This window comes from Arthrobacter sp. fls2-241-R2A-200, from assembly GCF_030209745.1.
In the GTDB taxonomy this organism is placed as follows: Bacteria; Actinomycetota; Actinomycetes; order Actinomycetales; family Micrococcaceae; genus Arthrobacter.
The window spans coordinates 100941-123968 of record NZ_JARVRJ010000007.1; the positions used below are offsets into that span (position 1 = coordinate 100941).

Annotated in this window: 27 protein-coding genes; 13 read left to right on the plus strand and 14 right to left on the minus strand. The window is 61.7% G+C overall.

Annotated features, from left to right (window positions below; genetic code table 11):
- Nucleotides 1-130: 130 nt before the first annotated feature.
- Both QRN42_RS08115 and QRN42_RS08120 read left to right on the plus strand, forming a co-directional pair.
- Nucleotides 131-871 (plus strand): IclR family transcriptional regulator, encoded by a 741-nt coding sequence (locus QRN42_RS08115; RefSeq protein WP_284978740.1) that lies wholly within the window; start codon nt 131-133, stop codon nt 869-871.
- 115 nt (nt 872-986) lie between these two features.
- Nucleotides 987-2174 (plus strand): 4-hydroxybenzoate 3-monooxygenase, encoded by a 1188-nt coding sequence (locus tag QRN42_RS08120; protein WP_284978741.1) that lies wholly within the window; start codon nt 987-989, stop codon nt 2172-2174.
- 83 nt (nt 2175-2257) lie between these two features.
- Here QRN42_RS08120 and QRN42_RS08125 read toward each other — a convergent pair whose 3' ends face one another.
- From QRN42_RS08125 to QRN42_RS08150, 6 genes are all read right to left on the minus strand, one after another.
- Entirely contained in the window at nt 2258-3811 is a 1554-nt protein-coding gene (locus QRN42_RS08125; RefSeq protein WP_284978867.1) for an HNH endonuclease signature motif containing protein, read from the minus strand.
- Nucleotides 3812-4071: 260 nt separating this feature from the next.
- Nucleotides 4072-4536: a DUF8821 family protein gene (locus QRN42_RS08130; RefSeq protein ID WP_284974934.1), complete on the minus strand. Its 465-nt coding sequence runs from the start codon at nt 4534-4536 to the stop codon at nt 4072-4074.
- A gap of 67 nt (nt 4537-4603) precedes the next feature.
- Complete coding sequence (locus QRN42_RS08135; protein ID WP_284978742.1) at nt 4604-5473, minus strand: class II glutamine amidotransferase; 870 nt, start codon at nt 5471-5473, stop codon at nt 4604-4606.
- Between the two features lie 70 nt (nt 5474-5543).
- Entirely contained in the window at nt 5544-6944 is a 1401-nt protein-coding gene (gene gad / locus QRN42_RS08140) for a glutamate decarboxylase (protein WP_284978744.1), read from the minus strand.
- Between the two features lie 106 nt (nt 6945-7050).
- On the minus strand, nt 7051-7674 hold the full coding sequence (locus tag QRN42_RS08145) for a hypothetical protein (protein WP_284978745.1): 624 nt from the start codon (nt 7672-7674) through the stop codon (nt 7051-7053).
- Nucleotides 7675-7804: 130 nt separating this feature from the next.
- Complete coding sequence (locus QRN42_RS08150; protein WP_284978746.1) at nt 7805-8101, minus strand: hypothetical protein; 297 nt, start codon at nt 8099-8101, stop codon at nt 7805-7807.
- 275 nt (nt 8102-8376) lie between these two features.
- Here QRN42_RS08150 and QRN42_RS08155 point away from each other — a divergent pair, with 275 nt between their 5' ends.
- Together QRN42_RS08155 and QRN42_RS08160 are read left to right on the plus strand one after the other, a co-directional pair.
- Nucleotides 8377-9192: a DUF2382 domain-containing protein gene (locus tag QRN42_RS08155; RefSeq protein WP_284978747.1), complete on the plus strand. Its 816-nt coding sequence runs from the start codon at nt 8377-8379 to the stop codon at nt 9190-9192.
- A gap of 118 nt (nt 9193-9310) precedes the next feature.
- Nucleotides 9311-9511 carry a hypothetical protein gene (locus tag QRN42_RS08160; RefSeq protein ID WP_284978748.1) on the plus strand — a complete coding sequence of 67 codons (201 nt, stop codon included), beginning with the start codon at nt 9311-9313 and terminating at the stop codon, nt 9509-9511.
- On the opposite strand, the gene QRN42_RS08165 is transcribed toward QRN42_RS08160, so the two are convergent.
- Nucleotides 9480-11333: a glycoside hydrolase family 15 protein gene (locus QRN42_RS08165; RefSeq protein ID WP_284978749.1), complete on the minus strand. Its 1854-nt coding sequence runs from the start codon at nt 11331-11333 to the stop codon at nt 9480-9482. The genes QRN42_RS08160 and QRN42_RS08165 overlap by 32 nt on opposite strands.
- 186 nt (nt 11334-11519) lie before the next feature.
- On the opposite strand from QRN42_RS08165, the gene QRN42_RS08170 reads away from it, so the two are divergent.
- Both QRN42_RS08170 and QRN42_RS08175 read left to right on the plus strand, forming a co-directional pair.
- The gene (locus tag QRN42_RS08170) at nt 11520-11750 is read left to right on the plus strand and encodes a DUF6458 family protein (protein WP_284978750.1); all 231 of its coding nucleotides are present in this window, start codon (nt 11520-11522) and stop codon (nt 11748-11750) included.
- An 88-nt stretch (nt 11751-11838) separates the two neighbouring features.
- On the plus strand, nt 11839-12123 hold the full coding sequence (locus QRN42_RS08175; RefSeq protein WP_284978751.1) for a hypothetical protein: 285 nt from the start codon (nt 11839-11841) through the stop codon (nt 12121-12123).
- A gap of 38 nt (nt 12124-12161) precedes the next feature.
- On the opposite strand, the gene QRN42_RS08180 is transcribed toward QRN42_RS08175, so the two are convergent.
- Both QRN42_RS08180 and QRN42_RS08185 read right to left on the minus strand, forming a co-directional pair.
- Entirely contained in the window at nt 12162-12353 is a 192-nt protein-coding gene (locus QRN42_RS08180; RefSeq protein ID WP_284974943.1) for a hypothetical protein, read from the minus strand.
- Between the two features lie 158 nt (nt 12354-12511).
- Nucleotides 12512-13105: a histidine phosphatase family protein gene (locus QRN42_RS08185; RefSeq protein ID WP_284978752.1), complete on the minus strand. Its 594-nt coding sequence runs from the start codon at nt 13103-13105 to the stop codon at nt 12512-12514.
- A gap of 85 nt (nt 13106-13190) precedes the next feature.
- On the opposite strand from QRN42_RS08185, the gene QRN42_RS08190 reads away from it, so the two are divergent.
- Entirely contained in the window at nt 13191-13544 is a 354-nt protein-coding gene (locus QRN42_RS08190; protein ID WP_284978753.1) for a hypothetical protein, read from the plus strand.
- Nucleotides 13545-13847: 303 nt separating this feature from the next.
- The gene (locus QRN42_RS08195) at nt 13848-15254 is read left to right on the plus strand and encodes a serine/threonine-protein kinase (RefSeq protein WP_284978754.1); all 1407 of its coding nucleotides are present in this window, start codon (nt 13848-13850) and stop codon (nt 15252-15254) included.
- A 59-nt stretch (nt 15255-15313) separates the two neighbouring features.
- On the opposite strand, the gene QRN42_RS08200 is transcribed toward QRN42_RS08195, so the two are convergent.
- The 3 genes from QRN42_RS08200 to QRN42_RS08210 form a co-directional block, all read right to left on the minus strand.
- On the minus strand, nt 15314-16543 hold the full coding sequence (locus QRN42_RS08200; RefSeq protein ID WP_284978755.1) for a GAF domain-containing sensor histidine kinase: 1230 nt from the start codon (nt 16541-16543) through the stop codon (nt 15314-15316).
- 66 nt (nt 16544-16609) lie between these two features.
- Nucleotides 16610-17269, minus strand: coding sequence for a winged helix-turn-helix transcriptional regulator (locus tag QRN42_RS08205; protein ID WP_284978756.1), 660 nt, complete (start codon nt 17267-17269; stop codon nt 16610-16612).
- A gap of 6 nt (nt 17270-17275) precedes the next feature.
- Nucleotides 17276-17710 (minus strand): VOC family protein, encoded by a 435-nt coding sequence (locus QRN42_RS08210; RefSeq protein ID WP_284978757.1) that lies wholly within the window; start codon nt 17708-17710, stop codon nt 17276-17278.
- A gap of 254 nt (nt 17711-17964) precedes the next feature.
- On the opposite strand from QRN42_RS08210, the gene QRN42_RS08215 reads away from it, so the two are divergent.
- Nucleotides 17965-18171 (plus strand): hypothetical protein, encoded by a 207-nt coding sequence (locus tag QRN42_RS08215; RefSeq protein ID WP_284978758.1) that lies wholly within the window; start codon nt 17965-17967, stop codon nt 18169-18171.
- 103 nt (nt 18172-18274) lie between these two features.
- Entirely contained in the window at nt 18275-19078 is an 804-nt protein-coding gene (locus QRN42_RS08220; RefSeq protein WP_284978759.1) for a DUF1206 domain-containing protein, read from the plus strand.
- Nucleotides 19079-19151: 73 nt separating this feature from the next.
- On the opposite strand, the gene QRN42_RS08225 is transcribed toward QRN42_RS08220, so the two are convergent.
- Nucleotides 19152-19418, minus strand: a complete 267-nt coding sequence (locus QRN42_RS08225; RefSeq protein WP_284978760.1) for a hypothetical protein — start codon at nt 19416-19418, stop codon at nt 19152-19154.
- Nucleotides 19411-19680: a GlsB/YeaQ/YmgE family stress response membrane protein gene (locus QRN42_RS08230; RefSeq protein ID WP_284978868.1), complete on the minus strand. Its 270-nt coding sequence runs from the start codon at nt 19678-19680 to the stop codon at nt 19411-19413. Before QRN42_RS08230 ends, QRN42_RS08225 begins: the two co-directional genes overlap by 8 nt.
- Nucleotides 19681-20304: 624 nt before the next feature.
- Between QRN42_RS08230 and QRN42_RS08235 the strand changes: the two genes are divergently transcribed.
- The 3 genes from QRN42_RS08235 (at nt 20305) to QRN42_RS08245 (ending at nt 23018) form a co-directional block, all read left to right on the plus strand.
- Nucleotides 20305-20706, plus strand: coding sequence for a hypothetical protein (locus tag QRN42_RS08235; protein WP_284978761.1), 402 nt, complete (start codon nt 20305-20307; stop codon nt 20704-20706).
- 127 nt (nt 20707-20833) lie between these two features.
- On the plus strand, nt 20834-22357 hold the full coding sequence (locus QRN42_RS08240; protein ID WP_284978762.1) for a fumarylacetoacetate hydrolase family protein: 1524 nt from the start codon (nt 20834-20836) through the stop codon (nt 22355-22357).
- Complete coding sequence (locus QRN42_RS08245) at nt 22350-23018, plus strand: GntR family transcriptional regulator (protein WP_284978763.1); 669 nt, start codon at nt 22350-22352, stop codon at nt 23016-23018. Before QRN42_RS08240 ends, QRN42_RS08245 begins: the two co-directional genes overlap by 8 nt.
- Nucleotides 23019-23028: the final 10 nt, after the last annotated feature.

Here is a 23028-nt window from a genome sequence, read left to right on the forward strand (position 1 = left end):
GAGCCGACTAGCGGCTGGTTGGTACACCCGGGTAGCCGGGGGCCGTCGCGCCCCTGCTGCTAACGGCCCACTGGCCCTACCATTGAATGGAAGGCGCCGCCTCCGGGCGCCTCTGGTGGAGGAGCACACCGTGGCAAATTCAGATTCGGGCGACTCCATTGTCGACCGGGTTGTCAGGGTCTTTGAAGCATTCCCTGAAGGTGTTGCATCACTCCAGCTGACTGAGCTCGCTGAGCGCGCTGGCCTGCCGCTCTCCTCGGCTCATCGGCTGGTCCGACAGCTCTCCGCCCACGGGCTACTGGAGCACGACGCCGGCGGCACCGTTCGCTTGGGCATGCGGTTGTGGGAACTCGTGAACCGCAATTCGCCCACCCTGGCCTTGCGACAGGCGGCGATGCCGTTCATGGAGGACATCCAACAAGTACTCAACCAGAACGTTAATCTAGCTGTGCTCGATGGATGGGAAGCTCTGTTTGTGGAGCGTCTCTCGCGCAGGGGGTCAATAGTCAACCGTGCTCGGGTAGCCGGGCGGATGCCCGTGCATATCTCGTCGGCGGGTTTGGTGTTGATGGCCCATCAACCGGCCCAAGTCCAAGCCGAGTACCTCAAGCAGTTCGAGGACCCTTCAGGAAAGATGACTGCCGACGTCGTACGCCGTTTGCTCGCCGAGGGCGCGCAGCAAGGGTATGTGCAGCTCGCTGGCGTCGTGGACCCGGACGCCTGGGGAATTGCGGTGCCGGTGATTGATGGAAAACGGCGGGCGCTGGCGGCATTGGGCGTGGTGGTGCCCGTTGTTGAGATGCGCCTTCAAGCCCTGGTCCCCGCTCTTCAAACCGCAGCCCGCGGCATTGGACGCCGTCTTGAAGCGTAATTAGCCTTCCGTTCAACGGAATGCACGACCCGTCGAGCAGCCCCGGCGCGCCAGACTGATTGCAGATCCATCCCCTCAGATCTTGGACGGGGACCGCAACGAAGCGAGGAATACCATGGCACGCACGACTATCACTACCCAAGTCGCCATCATGGGGGCCGGTCCGGCAGGGCTGATGCTCTCCCATCTCTTGGCCAAGCAGGGAATCGAATCCGTAGTGGTGGAGATCCGGAGCCGACAACAGATCCACGAGACAGTACGCGCCGGCATTCTGGAACACGGCACCGTGAACTTGCTGGTGGACTCGGGAGTGTCGGACCGGGTTCTGCGCGAAGGGGACAGGCACGACGGCATTGAGCTCCGCTTTAACGGCGAGAGCCATCGCATCAATTTCAAGGAACTCGTGGGCGAGTCTGTGTGGCTCTATCCCCAGACGGATGTCTTCGCGGACCTTGCCGCCCGCCGCGAGGCCGACGGCGGCGACGTGCGCTACAGCGTCACCGACACGACAGTGCACGATCTCGAAGGCAAACCCAAGGTTTGGTTTTCCGATGCGGAAGGCCATGACGTGGAGGTTGAGGCGGACTTCATCGTAGGCGCTGACGGCTCACGTAGCCGCTGCCGCTTCCAGGTACCTGAAGCCAACCGCAAATGGTATTTCCACGAGTACCCCTTTGCCTGGTTCGGCATCCTCGCCGAAGCGCCGCGAAGTGCCGATGAGCTCATCTACGCTAACTCCGACAACGGCTTTGCCCTGATCAGCCAGCGTACAGAAACCGTTCAGCGGATGTACTTCCAGTGCGATCCACACGAAAACGTTGCCGAATGGGACGACGAGCGCATTTGGTCAGAGTTCCGCCGGCGGGTCAACGGCAACGGGTTCGAACTAAAGGAAGGGCCGGTGCTTGAAAAGATGGTTCTTCCTTTCCGGAGCTTCGTGCACACGCCGATGCGCCATGGCAACCTTTTCCTGGCCGGGGATGCGGCGCACACCGTTCCGCCTACCGGAGCCAAGGGCTTGAACCTGGCCATCCATGACGTCAAGGTACTTTTTGAGGGTTTGGACTCTTTCTATTCGAGCGGCTCCACGGCCACGTTGGATTCTTATAGCGACCGGGCCCTTGACCGGGTCTGGAAGGCGCAGCATTTCTCATACTGGATGACTTCCATGCTGCACACCGTGCCGGGTGCGGACGATTTTGACAGGGCGCGGCAACTCGGCGAACTGCACTCTGTTGTTGGATCCGAGCACGGGAAAGCGTACCTGGCGGAGTCCTATACGGGTTGGCCGACGTCGCGCTGAAGCCATGATGAGCATTACGTTGCCTCCGATCGACGGCGAACGGGTGGGTGGATGAGGGCCGACAGAACCTAGGGTGCTCCCTCCTACGTTCTGAGGGGTTTGTGGTGGTGGTTCCGCTGCGGCGTTTGACCGGGGTCAACGTGGAGTGGCGGGACGAACCACGGGACACCTCGAATGACGGTGATTTTCCATTGTTCTTTGTGCACGAGGTGATGGTGGTGGCTGCAGAGCAGGGTGCCGTTCTCGGTACTTGTGGTCCCGCCTTGTGACCAGTAGGTGACGTGATGGGCTTCGCACCAAGGGGCGGGCATGGTGCAGTCAGGGAAGGCGCAACCTCCGTCCCGGGCGGTGATGGCTTTCCTGACGTGGGGCGGGAACAGCCGAGTGGTGCGGCCGATGTCCAACACCCGGGACTCGCTGCCGAGCAGGACGGGAATAATGTCGGCGTCGCAGGCGATTTTGCGGATGGTGTTGGGGTGGATTGGGCCGCTGAATGTGGCCCTGCCGCTGGACGGGCCCCGGTACCTGCGTTGGACTTGTTGGAGGAGGTCGCGGTGGTCGATCGTGACGGTGACTTGGGGCCGCAGTCCTCCGTTGGAGGGCAGTTGGCCGGTGGCCAGTGCCACGTTGCAGGCACCGACCAGTCCGTCCAGGAGCCTCTGCGCCCTGGATCGTCGGTCTAGAACTGGGCGGGCGGGTTCCTCTTTTGTCGCCGTGCCTGCAGCGGAAGCTTCGACTGTGCCTGTGTCTTCATTGCTGGCCGTGCTGTCTGGAGTGCCGGCGCCGGTAGTGCGAAGACGTGGGTTGGTCGCGGTGTTCATGACGGTGGTGAGGGTCTCGAACTGTTCAGTGGTGGCGAAGATCTCAACGTGGTGGAGCCCGTGGCGGGGCTTGCGAATGAAGGCGCCTTGAAGTTGGCGAAGGGCTTCTTCGGTGGGTTCGGGCCCGTCTTGGTCGATGGCGTCAGTCCATCGCCTGGCAATCGTGGCGACGAAGTCGGGGTCGGACTGGATTGCCGTCTGGGTCAGGGCACGCTCCATGGCCGCGATCGTGTCGGTGCTGGCGAAGTGCGTGACCTTGTCCAAGGCCATCGTGATGATCGTCGCGGACCGCGAAGGCACAAGCGCGGAGGCGATGGCGTCGGCGAGCTCTTCCCGCTTGGGCGTCACCGATTGACCGGCGATGCCGGCGTGGGGGAGGAGTTCGGAGGCCAGTGCAAGCCTGCGCCGGGCTTCACTGATACCGATCCGCAAGCGGGCGCGCAAGAACTCCGCTGCGTTCCGGTACCCGTCGTCCAGGAGGCTCGCAGGTTTCCCGCCGTACTCTTGCGCTTTGGCGGCTTGTGACCCTGGCCCCGCCGCTCGTGATGGTTTCATCTGTTCAGCCTCGTGCCGGGTCCGGGCTACCGCGTGGGCTGCGACTACCTGCAGGTACTCCAGGGACCGGGAGATCTCCTCAACCGTGCCGGCAAAAGCGGCGGCCTCGGTGAAGTCCATCAGGCGCCCTTCGACGGCAGCAGTTGAACGTGCCGTGTCGAGGCCCGAAATGCAGTTCTCCAGGATCCGCCCGATCCCGGTTAAGTCGGCAGAAGAACCCGGCGAGGGCTCGCGTCCCTGAGGAGGCGAAAGCGGCGGCATGGCAGTGTTCCGGGCCCCCGCTGTGCCGCCCCTGCGTCGCGAGATGCGGGGCTGGGCGCCACTCTGCTGCTTCCGCTGTATTACCCCCTGCCCGCGTACCTGCCCGCTGTCTCCCATGCAGAAACCCTGTCACGGGAGCCAACCAAGCATCAGGTGCAACCCACGCTATGTGGAAAACCTCCCCAACCGACGCACCTGAACCTGAGCGGTCGGCGAAACGGAAACGGCGGCCATGGAGGTACTTACGAGCCTGGAGCTATCTAGTACTCGCCTTTGATCACGAAGTAGGAGCCCCTGATGACACCGGCAAGTTTCGATTTCTGGCGGGCGAACTTGAAGCGTGATTCGAGTTCCTCGGGAATCTCCATTCCCTCTGAGAGTTTGAATCCCACAGCCCTCTTGCCGCCCTCCTCGATGCTGTACATGACGTTGATGGACAGGCCGGACTCGTAGAAAACGTAATCCATGCGTAGCCCGTCAACTTCGAAAGAAGTCGCTTCCAGCGGACGGGACCCGATGACAATATCCCGTTCTTCTTTCAGGATGCGGCTAACGCGCTCGATCACCTCGGGGACTTCGTCCGCGGGGCTGACGGTGAAGGCATGGTTGTACTTGTTCATGTAGTAGCGAGACTCATTGGCGCGCAGGCCGGCGAGCGCATCGACCACAGGAGACGACTCCACGCCTTCTGTAGAAACGTTTTTGAAGTCAACAATGTGCTGCAATGCGATCTCCTCACTAGGTGTGTAGGGACCACGATAACCCGACGACCGAGCTGCCGCCCGAAGCAGGTCAGGGTTTTTGCGACTCCGCGGCGTGGGGTTCAAGGTCGGCCAGGGTGAGCTGGTGGGCCGGGGCATCCGGGAAGGGGAAGGTGCTCCGGGCTGCCAGATCCGGGCCAACATGGATCAGCTCACCGGATCTGAGCGGACGCCATCCGGGGTCGTGGTCCATGCGTTCGGTAGCGAAGAGTACATGTTTGGAACGGGTGAGCTCAGTGCTTCGGGAGTGTATCCGCTTGCTCCGTGCATCCAAGGGCGCAGCAGGGCCCGGAACCGCGGCAGGTTCCCGCTCCAAGATGTATAGCTCGTGCGTTGCCGGGTACCTGAGGCTCCAAATGTCAGTGGCCGTTGTCAGGATGAAGTTCAGACTGAAGACCGGCAATTCCGCGGCAATCCAGCTGACGGCGCGCCCGATTCCAATTCCCACATCTCCGCCTGCCTTCCGGGTTTCCGCGGTGATGAGGGCGAACAGGCGTTCACTGTCCGTCTGTCCTTTTACGAGTTCCAGAACGCCCAGGCTCTCCAGGTGAGCGTCGAGCTTTTGCAGTCCTTCGAAGGAGCCGTTGTGGGCGAACAGCCGGCCATCCTGCTCGAATGGGTGCGTGTTCACCAAGGTTAAGGCGCCGGTGCTCGCATAGCGTACGTGGGCCAAGAACGTGGTGCTTTTGAGGTCGCGGGCTTCGCGGGCGAAAGCATGGTCTTCCCAAGCGGCCAGTGGCTGTTTGGCCACTCGCGGCTTCCCGGCGGCGTCGTAGGTTCCGATGCCCGCGCCGTCGGGTTCCCGACGACTCTGGACGGAGAGGCTATCCGGGGCGTCCAGGAGCCAAAAGGTGGCCCGGACCGGGTGCGCGCCGGCATGAAGCCCGAAGAGTCGGCACATGTCATTGCTCCTTCACGACGAGGACAGCACAGCCGGGGCGGTCAGCTGACACAGGACACGGTACAGCCCGCTAGTGGTGGAAGGCAGGTGTTTGTCCGACGGTGGGCATCGGCGCGTCGAGGGAATCGAGGTATTGAACTTCCCTCTTCAGGTCGGTGAGGAAGCTCGATGCCAGGTCCCGCGTAAAGCCGTTCCGGACCACGATTCGTTGGACGGTAATTTCGTTGAGTCCATCAGGCAAGGGGTAAGAGGGAACCAGCCAGCCGTTCAGGCGGAGGCGCTCTGAAAGATGGTGGAGGTTCCATGTGTCGGTATAGCCGTCTGCGAGCTGCCAAGCAAAGACCGGGATGTCGGATCCGTCGCTCCACAGCTTGAACGCGTCCATGGCTCCGATCTCGCTCGAGAGGTAGTGGGCGACGTCGCGCGAGGTGGCTTGGACGGACTTGTATCCGGCAAAGCCCAAGCGAAGGAAAAGGTAGTACTGCAGTAGCACCTGGGCCCCTGGCCGGGAAAAGTTGAGCGCGAACGTGGGCATGTCCCCGCCCAAGTAGCTGACGTGGAATATCAGGTCGTCAGGCAGAGCTTCTTCGTTCCGCCATACAACCCAGCCCAATCCGGGGTAGACCAGTCCGTATTTGTGGCCCGAGGTGTTAATGGAGGCTACCCGGGGCAACCTGAAATCCCACACAATTTCCGGCTGCAGGAACGGAGCCACCATAGCCCCGGACGCTCCGTCCACGTGGATGGGGATGTCGAGGCCTCGGCGCTCCTGAATGTCGTCCAGCGCGGCGGAGATGGCCTGGACCGGTTCGTACTTGCCGGTGTACGTAACGCCCATGATGGCGACGACGCCGATGGTGTTCTCGTCCACGTACTGATCGAGGCCTTCGCCGTCGAGGACCGGGTGTTCCGCTGATACCGGAACGTAGCGCGCCTCGACGTCCCAGTAGTTGCAGAATTTTTCCCAGCATACTTGGACTGCGGAGCTGAGGATGAGGTTAGGCTTGTCCGTCGGCAGGCCGTCTGCCCGCCGTTTGTGTTGCCAACGGCGCTTGAAGGCCAAGCCGCCGAGCATGCAGGCTTCCGAGGATCCGATGGTGGACGTTCCCACGCTCTTGGCAGCGTCCGGTGCGTTCCAGAGGTCGGCGAGCATCCGCCAGCAGCGCGTTTCAATCAGCGCAGTTTGCGGGTATTCGTCCTTGTCGATCATGTTCTTGTCGAAGGCCTGGGCATAAAGTTCCGATGCTTCGGGCTCCATCCAGGTCCCGACGAACGTTGCGAGGTTCAGTCTGGAGTTGCCATCCAACATCGCTTCGTCGTGCACGATCTGGTAAGCGGTGGCGGGCAGTGACTCGCCCTCCGGCATGGTAAAGCGCGGGAAGATCGTGGCCTCACCGGCCCTGCTGAACAAGGGGTTGAGTTCGACGGCGGTGTCCGGCTCATGTTTGGACGTCCGGTGTGATCTGCTCATGGCTGCTCCTTGGGATTCTGTCCTACACAACGCTAAAGCGTCCGACGGCGGGAGGCCGCGTCGGACGCTTGGTGCCATTGCGTGGATGGTAGTTTACGCGGGTTGGCTAGTCGACGACGTCGGTGCGACGCTCGACGGCGGCCCGGTCGACTTTGCGGTGGAAGTGCATTCCCGCTTTGCCGCCCAAGATGGCCCCGAGGAGGGGAACGATCAGGGCAATGACGAGGCCGATGATGCCGCTGACAGTCAGGAGGCTGCCGTCGACGGGGATCTGCGGTGCTCCGTTGAGGTTGCCGAGGATGTTGAACTGGCTGCCGGCTACCGTGGCGAGGATGGCCACGATCACGGCGACGATGATGCCCCAGAGCCAAACGGCGAGTCCTTGCCGGGCTCCGTCAAAGCGGGCCATCCTGCCCGCCACGTATCCGCCGCAGTAGTACGCAAGAAACAGTATGACGGCGAGAATTATGCCGCTGGCAACCCCCAGTGTTTGGGCGTTCTTGCTGGCCTGTTCTGCGGCTTGGTTAACGTTGGTGGAATTTGCGGCGCCGACGCCGACGCCGATGGCGGTAGCCAGGGCGCTCAGCAGGACGGTCATCCCGATGGCGGTGAGCCAGCCGAAGAATGCTGAGCCCCATTTGATGCCGCCGAACCGTTCTTTTTCAGTGGCGACGATGTCATTGGTACGCCCTTGGGGAGTGCTTGCTCCCCTGGAATCTCTTTGTGCCATGTCATGTCCTTGTGGAGTGGGGTGATCATGCGCCGGGGCCTCGGCTCGACCCTGGTACCTCAATCGAAACACCACAGGACACTAGAAAGCAAGGGTACTTACCATTGAAATGTCGACGTGCTTGTCCGGCCTAATCCGGAATCTCCATCTGGAAGCCGCACTCGTCGCAATGGAGTACGCGGGTGGTCAGATAGGCCTCAAGGTCCGGATCCATCCTGCGGTTGTTGAGGCCGGTCGTGAGCATGCTTCGCTTCCCGGTCCCCGTATGCATGGCTACCCCGCAATGGAAGTAATGCTTGCTGAGGCGCGGAATGCTTTGGTTTTTTGTGGAGCTTCGGAAGCGGGTGTCCTCGTCGTCGACCCGGACTGCGGTCATCGCAGGGGCCGGAGCGGAGGAGGGAAAATGATGCGCTGGCTGAGCAGGCATTGTTTGGTCCTGAAAGTAAATGGAGAGTGGACGCCTATGGCATAAGCGTTGTTCTCCTCTCTTGAGGGTAAGCGCGGCAGGCCCGGCATCGCAAGCTTCATGAATCTTTGCCGGGGGGTTGCCAGGGCAACACTAAGCATGCTTATGGTATTGGTGTTCCTCGCTGACGGGTCGACATTTATTCTCAGGAATTCCCCGTTACAGCGTCTCGAACGGCCCGGTGAAGCAGCTCGCCAGGCATTCTCAGCACCAGAACCGCATTCCAAGGAGACATCATGCTCGCTAGGGAAAACATTGACCGTTTGATGGGCCTCAACGGAAACGTCCGTACGGCAGACGGTGACAAAGTTGGTTCCATTGGCACCTTCTACACCGATGACGACACGGGAGAGCCCACGTGGGTCACAGTGAAGACCGGGCTGTTCGGCAGCTCCGAGTCTTTCATTCCGCTTGAAGGAGCATCCGTGGACGGCGACGACGTCGTTGTCCCCTACGGCAAGGACCACATCAAGGACGCACCCCGCGTAGCCGACGACGGACACTTGGATCCGGGCGAGGAGGACCGCCTGTACAACCACTACGCAATCCAGGGGCGGGACAACGGAAACGGCCAGGCCGTAGGCACGTATGGGACCGCTGACACGTACCAAGACACGGCTAGCACCGGCACGTCCGGCACGAACGCGACCGGCACCACTGACATGAACGCCTCGGGCGGCGGCGATTCCATGACCCGTTCAGAGGAGCGGCTGAACGTGGGAACGGAAAAGCAGGCTACAGGCCGTGCCCGCCTCCGCAAGTACATCACCACGGAAAACGTCACCACCACGGTGCCCGTCCAGCGCGAGGAAGTTCGCTTGGAGCGGGAGCCCATCACGGACGCCAACGCGAGCGATGCCATGTCCGGGCCGGACCTCACCGAAAGCGAACACGAGGTAACCCTTCATGAGGAGCGCCCCGTGGTCGAGAAGGAAACCGTCCCGGTGGAGCGGGTTCGCCTCGAAAAGGACACCGTCACGGACAACGTCCAGGTCGACGAGGAAGTCCGCAAGGAAAACATCGAGACTGACGGCACGGGCGAGACCCGCTAGCCCGACTTAAGGCGCAAGCCGGCTTAATGCAACGCGTCCGACGGCGGGAGGCCGCCGTCGGACGCGTTGTTGCGTCTTGCAGCTACCGCTCCGGCACCGGGAATGGGACGATGGATGGATGGGCGAACATGAGCAAGGCCAGCCCGCCGTGCCGACGGGCGCAGCGTCAGAAGACCGGGGAGACCCGACCACCCAGCAAATTCGGACCATAGGCCAGCGCCGAAGGGAAGCCGAACGAAAACTGGACCAGCACCTGGAAGAAGCCAGCCACAAGGGCGAACCGCGGGCTAACGAAGACGAGGATCATTCCGAAGGGTAGCCGCACCCTCCTGTTGCGTTCTCTTATGCCGGTGCATAGGAGTGTCGCTGTGGTGTGCCTCGCCATGATGAAGTTGCAGGGCGCTGTGGATCAGCGGGAAGTGGCTGAACGCTTGCGGGGTGTTCCCGAGTTGCCGCTGGGACCGGGGATCCCACTCCTCGCTCAGCAGGCCCACATCGTTGCGCAGGGTGAGCAGCCGCTCAAAAAGCGACGTGGCCTCGGCTGTGCGGCCAACACCAAGAAGTGCATCAACCATCCAGAAAGAACACGCAAGGAACACACCTTCGTCGCCAGGGAGCCCGTCGTGCCCGGAGGCAGTGTTATAGCGGAGTACTAAACCGTCGTCGGTCAGGCCCTTTTGGATGGCATCAACGGTCCCCACCACGTGGGGGTCGCGGTGCGGCAGGAAGCCCACCCGCGGAATGAGCAGCAGGCTGGCGTCCAGCTCTGTGCTCCCGTAGGACTGTACAAAGGAATTGAGCTTCTGGTTAAAGCCCTTTGACATCACGTCCGCATGGATCTCGCCACGAAGTGCTGCCCAACGTTGCACGGGTCCCGGCAGGCCGGAAGTCTTGACACCCTTGACCATGCGGTCGGCGGCCACCCACGCCATGACCTTGGAGTGGGTGAAGTGGCGCCTCGGGCCCCGAACCTCCCAGAGTCCGTTGTCCGGCTGGTCCCACGCGCCTTCCAGGTACTCCATGAGGGCCACTTGGATATCCCACGAGTTATCTACTGTGCCCGGCGGTGAGTATGCCCGGGTCAGCGAAAGCCCGTCCAGGACTTCGCCCCACACGTCGAGTTGGAGTTGGGGGGCCGCAGCGTTTCCCAGCCGGACCGGCGTGGAACCTTCGTAACCGGAGAGCCAGGGGATCTCTGCCTCTGGAAGTCGGCGTGCGCCGTCGAGCCCGTACACGATTTGCAGCTTGGCCGGGTCTCCCGCGATTGCCCGCAGGAGCCATTCACGCCATGCCGCGGCTTCTTCGGTGTAGCCGGCAGCAAGCAGGGACTGCAGCGTCAGCGTTGCGTCCCTGAGCCAGCAGTACCGGTAATCCCAGTTCCGCGGGCCGCCTATTTGTTCTGGCAGGGACGTGGTGGCGGCTGCCACAATTCCACCAGTGGGTGCGTAGGTGAGGGCCTTGAGGGTGATCAGGGAGCGTTCGATGGGCTCCTTGTACTTCCCCTGCATTTCGGAACGCGCCACCCAGTCGATCCAAAACGATTGAGTCGTTTCGAAGGCCCGGCGTGCGTCGATCTGCCGGGGTTCCCGTTCGTGGCTAGGAGCCCAGCGCAGGACGAAGGGAATCCTCTCGCCTGCCCGCACCGTGAATTCGCTAAAGGTGCGCTTGTCCCGGCCCTGAAGGGGGACAGGAGTGGTGAGGTAGGCCGAATCCGGCCCGGCCACTGCACTGATGCCATGCTTGCTGCGGCGAACCCAAGGAACCACGGTGCCGTAATCGAAGCGCAGGACCAGTTCCATCTCCATGGTGACCTCACCGGCGAGGCCCTCCACGATCCTGACCAGATCCACGGCATCGTCCCGTACCGGCATGAAGTCCGTGACGCGGACCGCTCCGCCGTCGACTTCCCATTCGGATTCCAGGATCAGGGTGTCTTCGCGGTACCGGCGCCGGGTGCAGTTGCCCTGGGCGCCCTTTGGCGCAAGGAGCCAGCGGCCGGCCTCAGGTGAATCCAGAAGAGCCGCGAAGCAGGCCGGGGAGTCAAAACGGGGGAGGCACATCCAGTCAATGGATCCGTTGCGTCCCACGAGGGCTGCCGTGTGAAGATCGCCAATGAGGGCGTAATCCTCAATCCTGGCCATGGATCAGTTCCTTACTTCGGTGCAATCGATTACGCCTGACCGTACCCTGTCCGTTTGGCTGCCTCAACGCTGACGCGGCTCTTTCCAGGTGATGACCATGCTGGCGGGACCAAATGATCATAAGTATCCTGATGTTACGGACGCGTCCGCTATGGCCGCGTGCCGAACGAACTTGAGGAGCTCGTTATGAGAATTGGTTCTTCCATTGCCCTGATTGCCATCGGAGCTATTCTGGCTTTCGCGCTCGCCCCCGGACTCATTCCCTTCTTGGACCAAGTCCTGGTGGGATACATCCTGATGGTGGTCGGCGTCTTGGGGCTGATCATCTCCATCGCCATGTCGAGCCGCACCCGGCGCACCGTCGTCGAGCGGCGCGTTGCACCGGAAACGATTGTTGAGCGTCGTCCCGAAATCTAGCCGGCTCGCCCGAAGCGTGAAGCGCTCGACGGCGGAGGGTCGCCGTCGTGCGCCAACGCAGCGGGACGTCACAACGTAGGCTTTTGACATGGAAAACTCATTCGTCGTTGAACCTGTAAATGTGAACGAGTATCTGCTCCGCTGGGCAGCAGAGGGGCAGGCAGGCGAGTCCCTGTTCCATACCAACCCGGAGTTCCTCGCGGAGGTAGGCCTGGATGGCTTCGACGAGCAGCTGGTCGTCGAAGAAACCGCGGATTACCTGGCAGAACGCCAGCCGGTGATCGACTTTCCGCAGACCGTCGATCTCGAAGAAATCGCCGCCGCGTACGGGGATTATGCCGAAGAGCTAAAGGCTCGGCTCGAGTCGCGGTAACAGTCCGCGGGTGTTTCCTCCGCGAGTGATTCCCGGGGTCACCACAGTAGGTCGACGTCGAACTCTTCCGGGCGACGTCCGGTGGCGAGGGCCGCAGCCTCACGAACCGCCTGGGCGGCTTCTCCGAGACTGGGGGACTGGACCACGAGGTCGGGAATTTGCGTGACGTGCAACTCAAACCAACTATCGGCGGCCCTTGTCACCATCGCTGTCAGGGCAATCGCGGTCATAACGCAGGTTCCTGCCCTTCCAGGACAGTGATGACCGGGAGGTTAAGGTCGAGGCCCTCCCGGGGCGCAGACTAGCGTAAGCCACCTTCTCGACTTAATTGAGCATACAGAAATTCGTATGCTTAATGTCGGTATTCGGGGAGGAAATTCCGGCTAAATCAGGCGTCGACGTCGGCGCTCACGCGCTCGCCGTTGAAGTACTCCAGCTGCCAGTCGCCGGAGGCATCGTAGGTGGCGAGATTGAGTGCAGCATTGTGTACGTTGCCCAAGGTCCGGCCGATCGCTCGGCTGAGAGCCAAACGAATCAATGTCCCGTGCGCCACCACCAATACCCGCTGGCCTTCAAATTCCTGCGCCAACGCTTCGAGCGCCGCCAGTCCACGGCTTGCTGCATGGTGATCGCTTTCGCCCCCTTGGAAGCCGTCGGCAATTCGGAGGGCTTCCAACTCGGGACCGGCCTGCAACCCTTCGGCGCGGCCGAAGCTGCGTTCAATAAGTTCGGGAATGTGTTTGGCCACTGTGAGCCCCAGTTCGCCCGCGATGATCCGCGCTGTCTCCGCGGCGCGGTCCAGCGGGGAGGAAACCACCACATCCCAGGCGTGGCCTTTCAAGGCACTTGCGGCATCACGGGCCTGGCCACGGCCGACGTCGTTGAGCGGGATATCCGTGGCACCCTGCAGCCGGCGCTCGGCGTTCCAGTCGGTCTGGCCATGGCGGACGAGGGCGAAGGTGGTGAGGGTCATGCCTTCCATTCTGCACTGCCATCGCTGGGGGTGCACTTTGTAAGTCTCCTTATAGACTGCTGATGTAACTGTTCTCGACGCTTAGGGGAAGTACATGAGCTACAACGGAAGTCCATCCGAAAAGGCAGTTCCTGCCGGAGAGTTGGACCGGCGTCACGTGGGCCAGTCGGTGAGTTTTCAAGCCAACGACTTCACGGTGGTTTTCGGTACCATCGCCGGGATTGCCCGCACGGAGGCGCAGGTCTACTTGTCCCTTGCCGGAGTCGGCGGCGGCACGCACCTGAAGGACGAATATGATCTGCCTATCTCCCAGGAGGTCTACCTTCAACTGGATCCACTGAGCAGTGCGGAAAAGGGCTTTTCTGAAGCCGCGAGCCGCATCAAGGACAAGCTTGACGAGCTTGGCAAGAACCTTCGCGACCGGGACCAAGCCAAGGATTCCGAGTAGTCGCCCAGCGAATATATGGCCACCACGGCCGATGACGCCCCGCCGAAGCACTGGCGGGGCGTCAGCCATTTGGTACCAAAAAGACCCGTGACATTGCCCTACCCCCTTAGTACTAAGTATCCTGATGACTTATCCAGCGAAACTGGATGACGCTGTTTGGGCTGGGGGTTGCTCGGGCCGTGCGGGCTGAAGCAGGCGGCCACGCGGCCATCGCTGAAAAAATATGATCGACGGCATTGCCTGGCATTGGCGGACAAGTAACTGTCCGAAGCATCCAGGTGAGCCTGAAGGGCGTGACAATTCGTGGGCAACAATGAAGAGGCCGGGAACATCCCCGGCCCCGATCTCGATCGCGGTGTCCTTGACGGGCGCTATCAACTTGGTCCGATCCTGGGCCGTGGCGCCATGTCCACCGTTTACCGGGCTACAGACCTGCTTCTGGGCCGTGACGTGGCCATCAAGCTCTTCCTGCCAGGCTCGGGGGATGAGTCCTTCCGGGCGCGCCAGGAAACCGAGATGCGCCTTCTTGCGAGCTTCGACCACCCCGCACTCGTGGCTGCTTTCGACACGGGCGTCGACACGCGTAATGACGAGGAGCGGGCGTATTTCGTCATGGAGCTTGCCGAGGGCCGGGACCTCCGCGCCGTGCTCGCCGATGGGCCGCTGCCAGTGTGGGAAGCCGCGAATATCGGTTTTAGGATCGCTGAAGCCTTGTCCGAAGTCCACGCCCGCGGGGTCATCCACCGTGACATCAAACCCGCGAACATCCTCGTCTCGGGCGGGGATGTTCATACCCAATCCGTGAAGCTCGCGGATTTCGGCGTCGCGCTTGTCATGGACGACAACCGCCTGACAGCCACCGGATTCACGGTGGGCACTGCCCAATACCTGAGCCCCGAACAAGCCCAAGGACTCCACCTGACTCCAGCGAGCGACATCTATTCCTTGGGTTTGGTCATTTTGGAGGCCCTTACCGGCAAAGCCGAATACCCTGGCACGCCGGTGGAGACGGCGACGGCGAGGCTGCACCGGTCTCCGCACATTCCCCCGGGGCTGCCGCGATCGTTGCGTTCCTTGCTCGCGGCGATGACAGACATGGACCCCCTAAAGCGGCCCGGCGCCCACGAGGTCGAACAGACATTGGCGGTGGAGCGGACGCGCCCTGGCCGCCCGGCCGCCGTCGTGGCGCCTCTGCCGCCGATGCCGTCCAGGCCGCCGCTGGCGGTCCGGACCAGGCGCCAGTCCGCCGTCGCCGGTGCAGTGAGCCTGGGCAGGCGGCGCCCGAAGACGGTTCGCGGTTTGGCCGCTGCAGCGGTGACCGTTCCACTGGCGTTGTTGATGTTCGCGCACGGGCTGGTCCCCTCTGCGAATATCCCGCCCGCCCAGCGCGCAGACGTCAACGTGTCCCAAGCCGATCCGCAGACATCGGCACCGGCGGAGCCCGCTGGTCAGGGCTCGACCCAGCCAGTGGAAGCCGTGCCGACGGCCGCCCCGGTAGCCGTGCCAACACCCCAGGGTGTCCCGGCAGCAGTAGTTGATCTTCCAGCTGCGGTGCAACTTCCCGCGCCGGCTCCCGTGACGCCTGCCGCGCCTGCAGTCGTTGAGCCGGCGAACCACCCCGCGGGGAACGCCAAGGATTCCGGCGGCGGGAAGCAAACCAAACCTGAGAAGGCAAAAGACAAATCGCAGAAAAACGGCCCCGGCAAGTAGGCCGGCGCCTTATGCGGGCGATTTTATTGCTGCGCTATTACCGACGCCGGTAACGGCGGCTACGCGCCGGCCGGAAAGCTGATCGCCACTGTGGTTCCGCCACCCGGAGTTTCCGTGAGGCTAAGCTCCCCGCCGTGGGACTTCGCGATGCTGCTGCAGGTGGCCAGGCCTAAACCGGAACCGGGTCCATCGCCCTCGCGTCGCAACCGCACCAGAGGTTCCAGGACCTTGGCGCGGTCCTCAGGATTTATGCCCTTACCGTTGTCGGCTACGAAGAGGGTTGCACCCTGGTAGTTGGATACGCCGCTGATCCGGATGCGGAGCTCCCGCTCTTGACTCCGGTAGTTCATGGCGTTGGACAAGAGGTTTTGAAGCAGGACCCGGAGTTGGGCTTCATCGGCGGAAAGTCTGAGGTCCTGGACTTCAACGATGCCGTCATTCTCAATGCCGAGGTCGCGGATGACGTCTACAGCCACGTCCTGTAAGGACAACTGGGTCGGTTGGATTCCGCCCCCAACCCGGGAGTAGTTCAGGACGTCTTCCAGCATCCCCAGCATCCGCCGTCCGCTGGCACCGATCCGGTTCAGGTACTCGGCCGCCACGCTGTGGCCGCCGATGTCGGGGTCGTCTTCCACCAATTCCACATATCCAAGAATGGTGGTGAGCGGGATGCGGAGATCATGGCTGACACGGCCCGCGAACCCCGCCAGCTTGGCGTTGCTCTCTTTGAGCTCGGCGTAGGTCCTGTCCAACTGGACCGTGCGGTGCTGGAGTTCGAGTAGCTCCACCACTTGTTTGGCGAGTACTTCCAGCATGCCCACCTGCTGGGGGCTGAGTTCATTGGTCTTGTTCGAAAAAACGCACAAGGTCCCGGGAACGAAACCCGATTCCGTTTGAAGGGGCACAGACGCATAGAAGCGCACCTTCCCAATGTCCCCGGTCACAAAGGGATTGTCCGCGAACCGGGGATCCTTTGACGCGTCTGACACTATGGTCCGCTCGCGGGACAGGAACACCTTGGCGCACATGGAATCCTCGCGGGAGCAGACGCCGGGGTCCACGCCCCACGCCCCGATCTGGTGCTGGTACTCCGCGCTAATGATGTTAACGACGCCGAAGGGGGCCGAACATAGCTCGGCGGCGAGCCGTACGAGGTTCTGTAAAGCGCTCATGACGGCGGTGTTGGGCAGCAAGGTGGAGTCCGTTGCCGGGTCCAGTCCGTACTCCCTCAATTCGAGGTCACGGCTCGAATCGTCGGTAAAGGACAACCGGCCCAGCACTTCCGTCATATATAACTCCCCCAAGCGTCTTTAGGATTCCTCGCCGATACTATCGGGAAATCCGATGATCCCGGATCAGGCAGCGGCGAGGTGGAATGTGCTGGCGAAGCGATTCAAAAGATCGCCTGGCCCGTGCAACACCCTGACCACGCCTGTGGCCACGGCCTCATCAGGGGTTAGCTCCCCGGAGATGATCCGGTGAATGTCCGGACCGGCTGCAAAGGCAAGGTCGGCCGCTCCTTCCCATCCGGGGTCCTCACGACGCGTCACTTGGAGGGTCCCACCGGAGACCCTCACCAGCAATCCAGCGGAACCGACGTCGGCCTCATAGGAAGTGGCCGGGAACCTAGCTGCCACGTCGGGCTGGAACGCCGTTCGGAGGGACATCGTCATGGAATCCGGGGTGATGATCTGCTCCTCCCGGGGATCACCCAGGGCTTTGAAACCCCAGGCGCCCAGCGCAAGCACGATCGGTTCGAGCTCCCGGCCATACGGCGTCAACTCATAAACGATAACCCGGGAGTGCGGGATCCGGCGGATGATGCCGGCGGACTGTAAATCTTTGAGCCGGGTGGCGAGGATATTGCTCGGAATGCGGGGAAGGCCCCCTGCGAGCTCCCCGTATCGGCGTGGCCCCACCAGTAGATCGCGGACTATGAGCAGGGCCCAACGTTCACCCACGAGCTCCAACGCGCGGGTGATCGCGCAGTACTGCCCATAGTCCCGTGCAGCCATGCGGTATCAGGCCTGCTGGGTCATGTAAGCCTCAGGCCCCTGCTCGGCCGCCATCGGTTCCATGTAGCCGAACTCGAGCACATTTCCGTCAGGGTCAGTGAGTTGCCGTTGGTACATGAAGCCGAGATCCGTGGCGGGGCGATCTTCCGAGCCGCCTGCAGCGAGGCCGTTGGCCACCGTTGTGTCCACGTCTTCCTTGCTGTCGAGGAAGATCGCGGTGGCCACTGACACCGCTGCCGTAGGATCCCCGATGGGACGGTCCGTGAATGTCTGGAAGAACTCACGCACCAGGATCATGAAGTAGCTGTGGTCTTCTTCGACCACAACACAGGCCGCGTTGTGGTCAGTGAACATCGGATTGATGCTGAACCCGATCGCCGTATAGAACGACTTTGCCCGCTCGAGGTCTGTCACGGGCAGGTTGACGAACATTGCAGTCATGGTGGTCTCCGTCTGGTTGGTCCGGTACTGGACACAACCACACTTGCAAAAAACAAGTAGTGCGTCAAGAAGTTTCGTTAACAGACTTCGGGCGGACGCTGTGGCGTGGCCCGACGGGACGTTGCAGGCTTCGCAGAGTCTGGCAATCTTGAGCGAATCTTGAGATGACCCGGCGTCGTTCTTGAGGGGCCGGTCTGATGGTTGAAACATCAGCCAATACAGCTGATGGGAACTTCCAGGAAGGACCACCGGGAATGCCTGACCTGATCACGACCCCCTCAATGAGCGCCGGCGCTGCCTCGTCTGTGAAGTCCGGTCCGCTTGCCTGTGCCGAAGATGACTCGCGCCCCGCACTGGACGTCCTCGGACAAACGCGTTCCGTGTCGGCTGTCCGGGAGCAGTTCAACCCGTTTGGTGTTGGCCTAAGAAGCATCTGGCCGCAATCGGTGTGCGGTTTCTAGGACCTTCTGCTCGGCCTTCTTCCCATGCACATAGCCCTCGGGGGATTCCGGTGGCACCATGGTGTGCAACTAGAAGATAAGGAGGCTTGTCATCAAAGAGGAGATGAAGAAGGCCGCTGACGTGGCCGAGGAGGCTTCCAAATCCCGGACCTTCGAACGCGTAGCCCGCGCAGGGTATGCCGTGAGCGGTATCCTGCACGTCCTGATCGGCGTCATCGCCCTCCAGTTGGCGGTAGGGCGGGGTGGTGAAGCCGACGTCACAGGCGCGATATCCCAGATGGCCAGTCAGCCGGCAGGACCATTCCTCTTATGGGCTTGCTTTGCTGCGTGCGCGGCACTGGCTCTATGGCAACTGGGAAACGCCATTCTCGGTTACCGGAGGGGAGTCGATAACAAAGTATCCACAAGGCTTTCAGCGGCTGGACAGGCCGTTGTATATGCCGCTTTGGCGGCCACACTCATCTCCTTCGTGGTGGGCAAGGACAAGAACAGCCGGGAATCTACTACTGACGTCACCGCCAGCCTGATGAAGGTGCCGTTCGGCACGGCCATCCTGATTGCTGTAGGCGTGGGCATCATGATCACCGGCATAGTTTTCGGGGTGCGCGGCTTCACTAGGTCGTTCAAGAAAGATCTCGCTCTTTCTTCCAAGAAAGAAGACCGCGATTTCCAACTCAGTGTTGGCGTGATCGGTTACGTTGCCAAAGGTATTGCGCTGTTGCTCGTTGGATTGTTGGTGGTCATCGCAGCGGTCACTGCACGGCCCGAGCAATCCACCGGCCTCGACGGAAGCCTGAAGGCCCTGAGGGAACAGCCATATGGGCCATACCTCTTGGGGGCTGTGGCCCTGGGGCTTATTGCGTACGGCCTCTTCCTGATGGTCAAAGCCAAAACGCTGCGCACCTAGCTGCGACATCCGCTTAACTGCAAGAGCCCCGGAAGATGCGCAATGCATCTTCCGGGGCTCTTGGCGTTACAGGCTAGTTTTGCGTCTGCCCGGAACCGGACGCTTCCTCATCCGGTTCCGATGAGAAGGGGCGGTCCTTCGCCGTATCTTCGGTGTTGCGTTCGTCCAACTCGGCATCAGCCGAGGGCACGGTCTTCTCGGCGTAGTCGCCGGCCGTGTAATCGCCCCCGGCGTCGTCGCGCAGAGTCTCGGGGGATACTCCCGCATCACCGTAGTCACCCTCGACGTACTGGCCGTCGAGTTCCTCGCCGTTGGCGTCTGGGTTCTGGTGCTTAGCCACGGTGAGTCCGGCGTCCTGCGAGGAGGCCATAGATCAGCAGAACAATGATGGATCCGCCAATAGCCAAGAGCCAAGTGGTAAGCGAGAAGAAGTCCTGGAGGCCGGTGTGGAAGAGAACGCCTCCGATCCAGCCACCCAAGAGGGCGCCGACGACGCCCAACAGAAGGGTGATGAGCCAGCCGCCACCCTGACGGCCCGGAAGGATAAGTTTTGCAATAGCGCCAGCCAAGAGGCCGAGCAGGAGAAAACCAAAGAAACCCATTTTTGGTCCCACTTTCTTGTTGATGTAAATTCCATGAACTTCCATGAACATTGTCAAGAGGTCCAGTTCATCGGGTGCCTGTTCCAATGTGGAGGCACCGTAAAGGGGCCCCTGGAGGCCCTATGGAACGCGGGGATTGGAACTGTTATGCCATCCCGATGAATGTCTTAAATAAAGCCAATAAAACACTCCTGCCGATGGGGTCGGTCCGTAGCACTGCACAAGCAACGCTAGCGGGTCCCCGGTCGAGTAGCAAGTAACCTGACTATTTTGCGTTACGGCCAAAAGCGTGCTTCCTTCGTCTAGATGCCGCGGATTCGGGGCGACGTCGGCTTGGAAATCCCGATGCCAGCGGTGCGCTGTCAGGTCTGTAGGGGGGCGGCGTGATTGGCGCGGCTCGGTGTGGTTGACCCGCGGGATCTGCATCATCGAAGGCCCTGGACATATGTGATTTCGTGCACGGGGTGGATGCTTTTCCTGAGTCGGAAGCCGCTCTTTGTCCATGATGATTCTGCAATTACAAAGGACTACAAAGGACTCGGGAGAATGAATGAATGTTCACGTGACAGTGGATGGGTGGCAGACTAGGGTCGAAAGATAGTCACCTCGGAAGGAGTGGTTCCCATGAAAGGGAAAGTAATGTTCGCCGTCGGCGTGGCTGTCGGTTACGTATGGGGTTCGAAATCCTGGTCGGAGGTCTACGGCCGGGTTCGCGGAGGGACAGAAAAGGTCCTAAAGAACCCGGACGTCCAGGACGGTGTGCATCAAGCCGCGGAGGCGGTGCAGGAATCGGTACCCGACATTTTGGACTCGTTGTATGAGGCGGGGAAGAAGCTGATCGATAAGGCTGAAGCCATGCTTCCGGGCTCCAAGGGGTCCGAGTCGGCAGGGGACTCGATCGCCACCATGAAAACAGTTCCGGCCGCACCTGCCACGCCAACCGTGGCATCCGATGTTGTGTCAGAGCCTGGTGTGGAGGATGCTGCAGGTACGGGCCGGGCGGACCAGGGCAACTCAGCTCCCTAAACGCCATGCCTGACTGGTAGTCCCTTTGCTAGTCCCTTTGCAGAAAGGGGTTGACGGCGGAGACCTTCGCGGACATAGTTATCGTATACGATTTCGTACTCGATAAATCTTGCCCCAAGGAGGTGCCGTGACAGTGGAGTTTCGGACCCAAGACTTAAGCCAGTCCATGCTGGCCCGGACGCGCAAAGTCATAGCCGTCCACATCAACTACCCCAGCCGCGCAGCGCAACGTGGACGCACTCCCGCGCAGCCTTCGTATTTCCTGAAGCCTCCGACATCCTTGGCGCTGGGTTTCACAGACAATCCGGGGATTGTTGAGCGTCCAGCTGGATGTGAGCTGCTCGGTTATGAGGGTGAGATCGCGCTGGTGATCGGCAAGTCAGCCCGACGGGTCGGCTTGGATGATGCGTGGAGCCACGTCGAATGGGTCACCGCATCCAATGATCTGGGCGTTTACGATCTCCGCTACGCGGACAAGGGCTCCAACGTTCGGTCGAAGGGCGGTGACGGTTTCACTCCGGTGGGTCCGGCGCTCATTCCGGCCGATGCCGTTGACCCTGCCGGGCTGCGGATCCGCACGTGGCATAACGGCGAACTGGTCCAGGACGACACCACCGAGGACCTGCTGTTCCCGTTCGCGCAGCTCGTGGCGGACCTCTCCCAGTTGCTCACCCTCGAGGAGGGCGACATCATCCTCACAGGCACCCCTGCCGGTGCCTCCGTGGCCAAGCCGGGCGACGTCGTCGTCGTCGAAGTCACAGGCGGTGACTTCAGCACCGGCCGCCTGACCACCAAGGTCACAGAAGGTACGACGCCGTTCGCGGACTTTGGTGCCCAGCCCAAGGCAGATGACACGCAGCGCGAAGAAGCATACGGTTCCCGGGAGGCTGCCGGTTTGCCTGCTGCTGGTCCTGCCACGAGTGTGCTGACCCCTGCGTTGAAGGCGAAGCTGGAAAGCGTTGCGACTGCCACCCTTTCGTCCCAGTTGCGTAAGCGCGGGTTGAATAACGTGAGCATCGATGGACTGCAGGCAACCCGTCCGGACCGAAAAGTGGTGGGCTTGGCCCGGACGCTCCGGTACGTCCCCAACCGCGAGGACCTGTTCAAGGCCCACGGGGGCGGGTTCAATGCCCAAAAGCGTGCTATTGACTCGGTCAATGCGGGCGAGATCCTCGTCATGGAAGCCCGCGGCGAGAAGGGCACGGGAACTGTGGGGGACATCCTCGCCCTCCGCGCCCAGGTTCGTGGTGCTGCTGCCATCATCACCGACGGCGGTGTCCGTGACTACTCTGCCGTGGCTGACCTGCAGATGCCCACGTACTTCGCGAACCCACACCCGGCAGTGTTGGGTCGGCGCCACATCCCTTGGGATACGGACATCACCATTGCCTGCGGCGGCGCCACCGTGCAGCCCGGGGACATCATCGTGGCTGACTCGGACGGCATTCTGGTGATCCCGCCGGCGATCGCCGAAGAGCTGGTGGATGACTGCATTCAGCAGGAAAAAGAAGAGACCTTTATCTTCCAAATGGTCAAAGAGGGCAACAGTGTTGATGGGCTCTACCCCATGAACAAGGAATGGCAGGACCGCTTTGCCGAGTGGTCCGCGGGGCAGGAAAGCCCCAGCCCGGAAGGAGCCCCAGGTGACTGAAACCGCCGTCGGAAGCGCCGCCGTCGGGAGTAAGTCCCAGCAGGCCTATGAAGCCGTCAAGGCCAGGATCGTGGAGGGGACCTACACGCCCGGTTACCGGCTGGTCCTGGCCAAAATTGCCGAGGACTTGGGTTTCAGCGTGGTGCCGGTGCGCGAAGCGATCCGCCGCTTGGAAGCTGAGGGGTTGGTGACGTTCGAACGGAACGTCGGCGCCACAGTGTCCGGCATCGACCCCACTGAGTACCTCTACACGATGCAGACGTTGAGCATCGTCGAAGGCGCCGCCACCGCACTGTCCGCGCCCCTCATCGACTCCGTGGCAATCGCCCGGGCCCGTGCAGTGAACGAAGAGATGCGTGAGTGCCTCAAGCACTTCGACCCCGTTCGTTTCACTGCGCTGAACCAAGACTTCCACAGCGTCTTGTTCGAATACTGCCCCAACCCGCACATCCTCGACCTCGTCCACCGTGGCTGGAACCGGCTCGCGTCACTCCGCTCGTCAACCTTCAGGTTCGTCCCCAACCGCGCCCATGAGTCCGTGCGCGAACACGAGGCGTTGCTGGAACTGATTGAGTCCGGAGCCGACGCCGAGACCATCGAAAAAGCGGCCCGCCACCACCGCGCCGCCACCCTGGACGCGTACCTCGCCAAAGCCACCTAACGCACTGCGT

What these genes read in the sequence shown, in the direction of transcription:
- QRN42_RS08220 (WP_284978759.1), top strand. Translation starts at nt 18,275, where the DNA reads ATGAAGAAGGCCGCTGACGTGGCCGAGGAGGCTTCCAAATCCCGGACC.
- QRN42_RS08160 (WP_284978748.1), top strand. Translation starts at nt 9,311, where the DNA reads ATGGGCGAACATGAGCAAGGCCAGCCCGCCGTGCCGACGGGCGCAGCG.
- QRN42_RS08210 (WP_284978757.1), bottom strand. Translation starts at nt 17,710, where the DNA reads ATGACTGCAATGTTCGTCAACCTGCCCGTGACAGACCTCGAGCGGGCA.
- QRN42_RS08155 (WP_284978747.1), top strand. Translation starts at nt 8,377, where the DNA reads ATGCTCGCTAGGGAAAACATTGACCGTTTGATGGGCCTCAACGGAAAC.
- QRN42_RS08145 (WP_284978745.1), bottom strand. Translation starts at nt 7,674, where the DNA reads ATGGCACAAAGAGATTCCAGGGGAGCAAGCACTCCCCAAGGGCGTACC.
- QRN42_RS08235 (WP_284978761.1), top strand. Translation starts at nt 20,305, where the DNA reads ATGAAAGGGAAAGTAATGTTCGCCGTCGGCGTGGCTGTCGGTTACGTA.
- QRN42_RS08135 (WP_284978742.1), bottom strand. Translation starts at nt 5,473, where the DNA reads ATGTGCCGACTCTTCGGGCTTCATGCCGGCGCGCACCCGGTCCGGGCC.
- QRN42_RS08230 (WP_284978868.1), bottom strand. Translation starts at nt 19,680, where the DNA reads ATGGGTTTCTTTGGTTTTCTCCTGCTCGGCCTCTTGGCTGGCGCTATT.
- QRN42_RS08205 (WP_284978756.1), bottom strand. Translation starts at nt 17,269, where the DNA reads ATGGCTGCACGGGACTATGGGCAGTACTGCGCGATCACCCGCGCGTTG.
- QRN42_RS08180 (WP_284974943.1), bottom strand. Translation starts at nt 12,353, where the DNA reads ATGACCGCGATTGCCCTGACAGCGATGGTGACAAGGGCCGCCGATAGT.
- gad (WP_284978744.1), bottom strand. Translation starts at nt 6,944, where the DNA reads ATGAGCAGATCACACCGGACGTCCAAACATGAGCCGGACACCGCCGTC.
- QRN42_RS08175 (WP_284978751.1), top strand. Translation starts at nt 11,839, where the DNA reads ATGGAAAACTCATTCGTCGTTGAACCTGTAAATGTGAACGAGTATCTG.
- QRN42_RS08185 (WP_284978752.1), bottom strand. Translation starts at nt 13,105, where the DNA reads ATGGAAGGCATGACCCTCACCACCTTCGCCCTCGTCCGCCATGGCCAG.
- QRN42_RS08215 (WP_284978758.1), top strand. Translation starts at nt 17,965, where the DNA reads ATGCCTGACCTGATCACGACCCCCTCAATGAGCGCCGGCGCTGCCTCG.
- QRN42_RS08165 (WP_284978749.1), bottom strand. Translation starts at nt 11,333, where the DNA reads ATGGCCAGGATTGAGGATTACGCCCTCATTGGCGATCTTCACACGGCA.
- QRN42_RS08125 (WP_284978867.1), bottom strand. Translation starts at nt 3,811, where the DNA reads ATGCCGCCGCTTTCGCCTCCTCAGGGACGCGAGCCCTCGCCGGGTTCT.
- QRN42_RS08170 (WP_284978750.1), top strand. Translation starts at nt 11,520, where the DNA reads ATGAGAATTGGTTCTTCCATTGCCCTGATTGCCATCGGAGCTATTCTG.
- QRN42_RS08190 (WP_284978753.1), top strand. Translation starts at nt 13,191, where the DNA reads ATGAGCTACAACGGAAGTCCATCCGAAAAGGCAGTTCCTGCCGGAGAG.
- QRN42_RS08200 (WP_284978755.1), bottom strand. Translation starts at nt 16,543, where the DNA reads ATGACGGAAGTGCTGGGCCGGTTGTCCTTTACCGACGATTCGAGCCGT.
- QRN42_RS08150 (WP_284978746.1), bottom strand. Translation starts at nt 8,101, where the DNA reads ATGCCTGCTCAGCCAGCGCATCATTTTCCCTCCTCCGCTCCGGCCCCT.
- QRN42_RS08120 (WP_284978741.1), top strand. Translation starts at nt 987, where the DNA reads ATGGCACGCACGACTATCACTACCCAAGTCGCCATCATGGGGGCCGGT.